The organism is Dolichospermum lemmermannii CS-548 (genome assembly GCF_028330815.1).
In the GTDB taxonomy this organism is placed as follows: Bacteria; Cyanobacteriota; Cyanobacteriia; order Cyanobacteriales; family Nostocaceae; genus Dolichospermum; species Dolichospermum lemmermannii.
Window position 1 is genome coordinate 1 of record NZ_JAQMTJ010000125.1, and the last position, 8,860, is coordinate 8,860.

At 38.9% G+C, this 8,860-nt stretch carries 8 protein-coding genes; 6 read left to right on the forward strand and 2 right to left on the reverse strand.

Translation table 11 applies throughout. The features are described 5' to 3' along the window. The first annotated feature begins 420 nt into the window (after positions 1-420). From upp to PN450_RS08520, 3 genes are all read left to right on the forward strand, one after another. A complete protein-coding gene (upp, locus tag PN450_RS08510; RefSeq protein ID WP_271836005.1) occupies positions 421-1,071 on the forward strand; it encodes a uracil phosphoribosyltransferase in 651 nt (216 codons plus the stop codon). A 76-nt stretch (positions 1,072-1,147) separates the two neighbouring features. After that, a complete protein-coding gene (locus PN450_RS08515) occupies positions 1,148-1,483 on the forward strand; it encodes a ssl2009 family thylakoid membrane protein (protein WP_168696723.1) in 336 nt (111 codons plus the stop codon). Between the two features lie 98 nt (positions 1,484-1,581). Further along, the gene (locus PN450_RS08520) at positions 1,582-1,860 is read left to right on the forward strand and encodes a YggT family protein (protein WP_015080346.1); all 279 of its coding nucleotides are present in this window, start codon (positions 1,582-1,584) and stop codon (positions 1,858-1,860) included. Positions 1,861-1,914: 54 nt separating this feature from the next. Here PN450_RS08520 and PN450_RS08525 read toward each other — a convergent pair whose 3' ends face one another. Further along, the gene (locus PN450_RS08525) at positions 1,915-2,346 is read right to left on the reverse strand and encodes a hypothetical protein (protein ID WP_148765783.1); all 432 of its coding nucleotides are present in this window, start codon (positions 2,344-2,346) and stop codon (positions 1,915-1,917) included. Between the two features lie 403 nt (positions 2,347-2,749). Between PN450_RS08525 and PN450_RS08530 the strand changes: the two genes are divergently transcribed. The 3 genes from PN450_RS08530 to PN450_RS08540 all read left to right on the forward strand — a co-directional run bounded on the left by PN450_RS08530 (position 2,750) and on the right by PN450_RS08540 (position 3,971). Next, on the forward strand, positions 2,750-3,232 hold the full coding sequence (locus tag PN450_RS08530; RefSeq protein ID WP_271836006.1) for a DUF29 domain-containing protein: 483 nt from the start codon (positions 2,750-2,752) through the stop codon (positions 3,230-3,232). Positions 3,233-3,294: 62 nt separating this feature from the next. Beyond that, positions 3,295-3,588 (forward strand): type II toxin-antitoxin system Phd/YefM family antitoxin, encoded by a 294-nt coding sequence (locus PN450_RS08535; protein WP_271836007.1) that lies wholly within the window; start codon positions 3,295-3,297, stop codon positions 3,586-3,588. Beyond that, positions 3,588-3,971, forward strand: coding sequence for a type II toxin-antitoxin system VapC family toxin (locus PN450_RS08540; RefSeq protein WP_271836008.1), 384 nt, complete (start codon positions 3,588-3,590; stop codon positions 3,969-3,971). The genes PN450_RS08535 and PN450_RS08540 overlap by 1 nt, the downstream gene beginning before the upstream one ends. An 84-nt stretch (positions 3,972-4,055) precedes the next feature. On the opposite strand, the gene PN450_RS08545 is transcribed toward PN450_RS08540, so the two are convergent. After that, the gene (locus tag PN450_RS08545) at positions 4,056-8,348 is read right to left on the reverse strand and encodes a calcium-binding protein (protein ID WP_271836009.1); all 4,293 of its coding nucleotides are present in this window, start codon (positions 8,346-8,348) and stop codon (positions 4,056-4,058) included. Positions 8,349-8,860 lie beyond the last annotated feature (512 nt).

Here is an 8,860-nt window from a genome sequence, read left to right on the forward strand (position 1 = left end):
ATAGATTTTGATGACATTTTTGGTGATTTACTGTTTCTCAAATGCCTTTTTTCACTTTATCTGTTTGTTTTGATGCTCCCTTTGATTTTCATCTCCGTAATTTCCCTCTGTAACATTTTGGGGTGCGGAATGTGGGATAAATATATTTAGGGCTTGCACATAATTCACTTTTTTAACCCGGAAACTCTTAATATATCTAGGTTTTCGGTTTATATGGCTAACTATCAGCAACCCCTATTTACTCCTGACTTCTTCCTGGGCGCAGACCCTGCGCCCCTACCTTCTTCTTTCTCCTTTCTCCTTTCTTCTTCCTGACTCCTGACTCCTGACTCCTGACTCCTGACTCCTGACTCCTGATTCGGTGAATTCTGCTATGATGTTCCAGTAAAAAGACAATTATCCAGTCGCCCTTTTCTAGCTATGACGCAACAACTCCGTGTTTATGTTCCACCTCATCCTTTAATTCAGCACTGGTTGGGAGTTGCTCGTGATGTAGCTACGCCATCTGTATTATTTCGTTCTGCTATGACTGAGTTGGGTAGGTGGCTAACTTACGAGGCTGCTAGGGAGTGGTTGCTGACTCAAGAAACAACGGTGCAAACGCCTCTGACTACCTGTTCAGCAACTTTTATTAATCCTCACATACCTGTGGCTGTTGTGCCGATTTTACGGGCTGGTTTAGGCTTGTTGGAGGGAGCGCAGGGTGTACTGCCTTTGGCATCAATTTACCATGTTGGCTTGGTGCGAAATGAAGAAACTTTAGAGCCTAGTTGTTATTTAAATAAATTACCTGAAAGATTTGCCCCCGAAACGCGGGTGTTAATTACTGAGCCGATGTTGGCTACTGGAGGCTCTATAATGGCAGTAATGGCGGAATTGAGCCAAAGAGGTGTTGATCCGGCGTTAATTCGGATTATATCTGTAGTTGTTGCTCCCCCAGCGTTAAAAAAATTGGCTGCTGTCTATCCTGGCTTAATCGTTTACACCGCTACTATTGATGAAACGCTTGATGATCATGGGTATATTGTACCAGGGTTGGGTGATGCGGGCGATCGCATTTTTGGGACTTGAGCTAGGATGCCGTTAAGGCCGGAAAATAGCTAAAGTATTGTCAAAGTTGCTTATTTTCGAGAAGACGGTAAAAAATATGAGTCAACAAGATGGTTTTGCTAGTGGTTTGCTACTGGGTTCATTGATTGGGGGTGTAGTTGGTGGTGTTTTAGGGGCAGTGATTACTTCGCGCTTAGATGCTAAATTTGCAGATGAAGAAAATGACGGTTTAACTGCTGGGGACAATGATAGCCAGACAGGGGCTAAAAAACGGCAAATGAGAGCTTCTGCTCATGAAAGTTTGGAAATAGAAGCAACCAGGCGATCGCTCGAAGATAAAATTGCCCAACTTAATGCCACAATTGATGATGTGCGGAAGCAATTAGGTAATGTCAACAGCAACTCATCCCAGGAAGTTAATGAGCATTCTTAAGCTTTCCCTTAGTTATATTGATTGGCTACACAATGCGACGTGAGCTAAATTAAAATCAATCATGAATCTATGTTTGACATTTAACAGGAAAGTTACCCATGAATTTACTAATTACAACCCTAGCCACCTTTGTCTCCCTTTACAGCTATTTGCTGATTATTCGAGTCTTGTTGACTTGGTTTCCTACTGTTGACTGGTCGAGTCAACCATTTGCGGCTCTAAGCCAAATTAGTGATCCCTACCTCAATCTATTTCGTTCCATAATTCCCCCCTTGGGTGGCATGGATTTCTCCCCTATCCTGGCATTTTTGGCATTGAACATAGTTGGTGGTGTTTTAGATAGTTTAGCTCGCGCTACCTTGGTACAAGGGTTTTAAGCCCCAAATTACGATTTTCAATGTAAGGACGTTCCCAGGAACGTCTCTACACTCTTATCTTCTCACTTGTCCGCTAAATCCAGCAGCTTTAAATTGTTTAAGTTGTAATGGTAAAGGTTGATTACTGGGGACAGTGATTCTAAATTCAAAATCACTAACTCCGGGAGGAACTTCGGCAATTAAACCCAGACGGGTCCGATTTTGTAAGGTTGAATCACCGTTAGCATCATATATGCGCCCAAAAATATCCGCATCATAGACAGTTTTACGAGTGCCATTTTCCGCTTTACCTGTAACTATAAAGCAACTAGCAGAATTTGAACCGCTACTACCCACTACTCCGCTTGTGAGTTCTGATGGACATTCGTGGTAGGAAATATTAGATAGTTTAATCTGTGTTAATGCTAAGGCTGTGGGTGTCCATATCCAGGAAAGTAACCCCATTAGTCCTGCTATAAAAATTAACTGCATTGAGCGTAACCGCATAAAATACACCTTTGATTGGAAATTTACGAATGTCACGAGTACAATTTTACCTCACGCAGAGGCGCAGAGTCTCTCCAGAGTAAGAATTTCCAATTATTGATTTTTGGTGTTGGATAAAATTATATTTCGCGCAATGTAGGGGCGGGGTTTCCTCGCCCTACATTGTATTGCATCCGAAAGATAACCGCTATAATTAATTAAGAATTATTTTTATTTATTAACGAGCTTGCAATACTTTCGGCGATTTGCTATAATCTAAGGGATTTCAATAATTGGGTTTTTATTGTCAATTTTTAATCTGTCGAGTGAGTATCCTATAAATTGTCCTCTTGGGGTTGAGGAAATTCTGGATGAGGATTTTTATGGAGTATAATGAAATTATATTATTTTTTGAGGTAAAAATATGCAAACTTTAAGCACAAATAGCTTAATAAACTTAAAAAATTTATATAAATCAGACTATTTAGCCTGGTATGAAATGACTTTGGAACAAATAAAAAATAATCAATTAAATGATATAGATTTAGATAGTTTAAGTGAGGTTTTAGAAAATTTGGTTAGAGATACTAAACGCAGTGGAGAAAGTTATTTAAGACAAATTATCATTCATTTATTATTAATTGAATATTGGGAAGCAGAAAGCATAAATCGTCGTCATTGGGCGGCGGAAATTGTTAATTTTCGTAGTGAGTTAGAAACAGATATGACTACGAATTTAAGAAAACACCTAAATGAAGAAAAAGAAAATAATTATCAAAAAGCTATTAAGTATGTGATAGCAAAAACAGGATTAAAGAAAAACATTTTTCCTGTTCAATGTCCTTATACTTTAGAACAGTTAATTGATGATGATTGGTTTTCTGATACTATTAATATTGAATTTTAAATGTTTATTGATGATTTCTGAATTTTGCTATACTATTTGTAGTGAGTAGGAAATGAATAATAATGTCAGAAAAAACTTTTGATATTGCTTACTTGTCTGATAATTTACTTGAATTATTATCAGATATCCAAAATAATATGGAAATTACCTTAACTCGTCAAGGCGTTCCTTGGGCGAAAGTTTTACCTATTTCTCCAGAAAATATTACAGTGGAAAAAGTGGGTTTAAATCAAATGAGTAACCAAGGTATTTTAGAGCCAAGAATTGCGGGTTTTTGGCAAGGACAGGTGAAGATTGCTGATGATTTTGATGATACTTCAGAAGAAGTGATTGCTGCTTTTTATGGGGAAGAATAATGAGGTTTTTGTTAGATACTCATATCCTATTATGGTTTTTAGAAAATGATTCTAAGTTATCAACTCAGGTACGAGAAGTAATTACTAATCCTGAGAATTTAATTTTTGTTAGTGCTATTAGTGCTTGGGAAATTTCTATTAAACAGTCTTTAGGAAAGTTAATAGCTCCTAGTAATTTAGAGGAGGCTTTGCGCTTTAGTCGCTTAGAGGTTTTAGAGATGAAGTTGGTACATGGAATAAAGGTTGCTGATTTGCCAATGTATCACAAAGATCCTTTTGATAGAATGTTAATTGCTCAGGCTTTGGTGGAACGGTTAACCATAATTACGGTAGATGAAAAGTTTAAATTTTATGATGTGCCGTTATTAATAATTGAATCGTGATGATATCGCATCAATGACAAGGCTGATGTAGAGACGTTTCATGAAACATCTCTACAATCTAGTTTAGCTCATTGATTCCAGAAGCTACACTAAGGTAGTGGTAAAGTTATCGCGTGTCAAAGTACCTGTTAATCCTGTCACTTCAATGATGGCATCGGTATCAGGATTGAAACCAGCCATACCATCATTAATAGCCACAAAGGTACGATTAGTAGTACCAAGGGTGAATTGAGCAGCAGAGTTAGCTATAAAAGTAGTGTTGGTTAACTTGGCTGAAATTCCGATTGTATCAAGTGTTGCTACAGATTCCACCTTACTATTGAATACCGAGCGTGCAGTGGAAACAAGGAATAAATCATTACCAGCGTTAGCGTTGAAGTCAGTAATCACATCAAAGGTATTGAAAACGGAATCAGCTAAGTTACGGTAGTCAAAACGGTCTGCTCCTAGTCCTCCAGTTAGAGTATCTTTTCCTATTCCTCCGGTTAGGATGTCATTGCCATAACCATATTTAACTGAGTAGACATCTACATTAGCACCACCATTATTATTCCAAATTTTGATGATATCGTTTTTTTTATCATTGTCAGCATCTAAACTCAAGTATTTTTCGTCAGCACTGAATGGACCAATTTCATAATCTCCAAACCAGGAAAAGTTACCGTTCCCCTGATTTATCTTGGGAGAAACCTTGGTTGTACCATTAGTATTATAAATTTGGATGATATCATTGCGACCATCATCGTTAGCATCTAAAATCAAGTATTTTTGATCAGCACTGAATGCACCAATTTCATAATCTCCACCCCAGGAAAAGTTGCCGTTCCCCTGATTTATCTTTGGAGAAGCAATGGCAGTACCATTCTTATTCCAAATTTGGATGATATCATTGAGACCATCCTTGTTAGCATCTAAACTCAAGTATTTTTGATTAGCATCGAATCCACCAATTTCATAATCTCCACCCCAGGAAAAGTTGCCGTTCCCCTGATTTATCTTTGGAGAAGCAATGGCAGTACCATTCTTATTCCAAATTTGGATGATATCATTGCGATCATCCTTGTTAGCATCTAAACTCAAGTATTTTTGATTAGCATCGAATCCACCAATTTCATAATCTCCAAGGGAGGAAAAGTTACCGTTCCCCTGATTTATCTTGGAAGCAACCTTAGCTGTACCATTACTATTATAAATTTGGATGATATCATTGAGACCATCCTTGTTAGCATCTAAACTCAAGTATGTTTGGTCAGCACTGAATCCACCTATATAATAGGACGAACTAATGTTAGAAAATTTAACAGACTCATCACCGATTAGGGTATCATTGCCAGCACCACCATTAAGGGTGTTATTACCAGCGTTACCTATAATGACGTTATTACCTGCATTCCCTGTACCGTTAATCGCGGCTGTTCCTGTGAGGGTAAGATTTTCGATGTTTGGCAGGTTAGCAATACTAAAGGTGACACTGGATTGAATTGTATCTGTACCTTCATTGACATTTTCGGTAATGGTGTCAGTGGTGCTATCAACAATATAAGTATCATTCCCTGTACCACCAATTAAGGTATCAATATCAGCACCACCATCAAGTACATCATTGCCTGATCCGCCATATAGAAAATCATTACCTGATCCGCCATATAGAAAATCATTACCATCATCTGCGTACGTATTAAAAACTGATGGGATATTTCCGTTATACCCACCATAGAGAGTATCATTTCCACCAAGCCCCTCAATTATGTCGTTACCTAAGTAACCAAAAATTATGTCTGAACCTTGCCCTTGTACAGAATCAATCAAATCACCCTCAATCCGATCACCGAGAAGAGTGCCAAGTATAGTTTCAGTTTCAGTATTATTACCTGTAATCTTAGCTTGTCGGAATGTACTGATGTTTCCAGTCCATTGTTGCTGTGTCTGTCCCTGTTGAGTTTTAATCTGAGTCATAATCAATGAATCTTGTATTAAGGCAAAAAACTGACTATTAGAGAGGGATGAACCAAAACTATTCTGGAGAGTGACAAAAGTTTCTGTAGTGCCATTACTATTTTGAAGTTGGATATCTATGGCACCCCCTGCATCGACTAATTGATATCCATACGCCCCGGTTTTTGAACCTTGCAAAGATGGCAAAACTAGGGTATCCAGTCCAGGCTGAAAATCTGTAATTACTATTTTTTCTCTGTTTCCTCGCTGAAAAATCTCTCCCCAGTTCTCCGTGCCAAAATTTGTAACAGCATTTTTAGCTCGATTTTGTTGAGCTATAATAGCTTCTTTCCCTGCTTGAGAACCTGTTAAGAGTTCACCGATTCCTCGACCTGTTGAAAATATCCACTCCAGCGCTGATCCTAGTACTGGTGTAGTACCTAAACCTGCGCCCACTCCATCTAAGATTAAATTTCCGAGGAATCCTTTCAAATCCACATTAGAAGCGGAAGGATTTATTGTTACAGCATTGACAAAATTACTTAACTTTTGTGTATCAAAGTTAAAAGCTTGTTTTACTTGACCTTTTAGGTTTAAGCTAAATTTATCTTTTCCTTTTCCGCCAGTAAGTGTCTTAGTAACACCACTTATCTCACTTATCCCAGCAACCGCATAGATAGTGTCATCCCCGTCACCGCCATTTACAGTGTACAAGTTCTTTAGATATAAATCATTTAAATCCTTATCTATATCCAGTCCTATAGTATCATTATTGCTACTCCCTTCATAATTAAAAGTAGCTTGATCGTGGACAAAAATATTTTTACCGACACCCAGACCATTATTTTTTGCACCAGTACCACCTGTGACGGAGCTAGAGTCAAAACTGCTATTTTTTAGGGTTAAACTTGCACCAGAATTGACGAAAATCGCACCACCTAACCCAGCACCACCGCCGCCGCCACCACTGAAGCTACTAGACGCGTCTGTACCAGACCCACCAAATTCGCCTCCGACTTTTCCGTATCCATCTTTTCCATTTTCGATAATATCATCATCACCAGAGACGCTATCATCATCTATGCCACCGCCGCCACCGCCGCCGCCACCACCGCCAAAACCACCTTTTCCTCCATCTCCTCCATTTCCAGCATCATCAACCCAAGCGCCTCCCCAAGCACCTGCCCCACCACCACCGCCACCACCGCCAGTACCAAAATTACCGTTTCCCCCGTTTGTACCAGAGTTAGCGTAGTATTTTGTCGTCCACGCATCGTAGCGATAACCTTTTTGACCACCGCTACCACCTGAACCACCAGCATCGGTTCTATATGCACCGGTAATATTAAATCCGCCACCTTGACCACCTGCTTTGCCAGCTTCGTCTAAACCACCGCCTGATTTAAAAACATTTCCACTATTACCCCCAACAGCTTTGTTAATCCAGAACTTAACATTATCAAGAGTTACATTCCCTGCATTAATAAACAGCGCTCCCCCAGCCCCTAAACCACCACCACCATTGTTACCATCGCCTCCTTTTGCGTAACCTCCCCAAAAGTTAAGATTTGAGAAACTAACGTTAGCCCCATCAACAGTAATAATTTGATACTCCCAATCAGCACCTATTGTGCTATTCAAATCAGAACTAAAACCAATAAAATCAATATCATTACCTTTAACTAAGGTAGGGAGAGAACTCCCGATATAAATCGGAGCAGCAATATTAAATTTAATGGTATCTCTACCAGGATTGTTTGCAGCCCATTGAATTGCGTCCCGTAGAGAACCTGATTTGTTATCTCCCCAGTCAAGATCACTGTTTGTTGTTACTGTATAAACGTTTCCAGAAATATTCTGCTCAATCTGAATAACCTGACCATCCAAAGTCACAGTCGCACTATCATCCTCAGCCTTCAAAACCGCTAACTCTTGCTGACTTATACTCTTCCCTTGCACCAACCGCGCAAAAATATCACCTTCATCCCCTGCTGCATCCTTTGTATTAATCCGTGAATCAACATAATGCCCATACTCTTCCAGCAATACAGCCACAATTGCATTGACATTCTGAGCATTTGCGGTAATAAACTCTTGGGATAGATAAATCTTACCTGTAGCTATAGCAAAAGCCCCATTTGCACCATTAATATCTTTACGATTGACAATCTCAATGCTAGGAATATCGCTAAAATTCCCTTTAGCCAATTTGTCAAATATTTGATTAGCTACAGACCGATTAAAATTACTACCAAAAGCAGTTTCTAGCTTTGTCGTGTACCCTGCATCAAATCGGAACTGACGGAGATATTCAGATGTATTTTGTAACGCTTGATCTAAAATTGTATCTAAATTGAAATTGGTCAATGAATGGGAATTGAGTTTTTTCCCAGAAGAACGGACTTTATGTGAATGGTTGGGTATGTTTTTGAAGCTGGTCATAGCAGACTCCCTATTTTAAAATTGCAGCTATTGTTTTCGTGATACTTCTAAGCACTGCTACTAACACTACTTAGCGTTTACCCAGCATACCCAACGCTGTACCAAGTTCCGTACCGAGAAATACTGACTTATGACTGACTTATGACCAACTTGTATAAATACATGATTTGTATTTTTAAGATACAATCTATATTACACATTTGCAACTGGCACACGGACGAGTAAATACGGAAAGTGTAATCATGTAATCAGGTGTATATTAGTAATATTAAAAATTAATCAAAAAACACCAATGTCTAGATCCCTATGCGTTCATCATGATTACATGAACAAAGTTAAGGTAGCAGTTACACATAATGGCTATCCCCATCAAACCCACCTTCCGCACCCTAAACTGTCACACAACGAAAAATGGTCGTTTGGGGATTTGATATTAGCGATCGCCACCTAAGATTTCGACGATTTTGTATCAAAATTATCCTCACAGGTATTCAAAAATCCGAAATTACCGA

Coding starts and splice junctions, on each gene's coding strand:
- upp (WP_271836005.1), top strand. CDS start 421: ATGACGCAACAACTCCGTGTTTATGTTCCACCTCATCCTTTAATTCAG.
- PN450_RS08540 (WP_271836008.1), top strand. CDS start 3,588: ATGAGGTTTTTGTTAGATACTCATATCCTATTATGGTTTTTAGAAAAT.
- PN450_RS08545 (WP_271836009.1), bottom strand. CDS start 8,348: ATGACCAGCTTCAAAAACATACCCAACCATTCACATAAAGTCCGTTCT.
- PN450_RS08520 (WP_015080346.1), top strand. CDS start 1,582: ATGAATTTACTAATTACAACCCTAGCCACCTTTGTCTCCCTTTACAGC.
- PN450_RS08525 (WP_148765783.1), bottom strand. CDS start 2,346: ATGCGGTTACGCTCAATGCAGTTAATTTTTATAGCAGGACTAATGGGG.
- PN450_RS08530 (WP_271836006.1), top strand. CDS start 2,750: ATGCAAACTTTAAGCACAAATAGCTTAATAAACTTAAAAAATTTATAT.
- PN450_RS08535 (WP_271836007.1), top strand. CDS start 3,295: ATGTCAGAAAAAACTTTTGATATTGCTTACTTGTCTGATAATTTACTT.
- PN450_RS08515 (WP_168696723.1), top strand. CDS start 1,148: ATGAGTCAACAAGATGGTTTTGCTAGTGGTTTGCTACTGGGTTCATTG.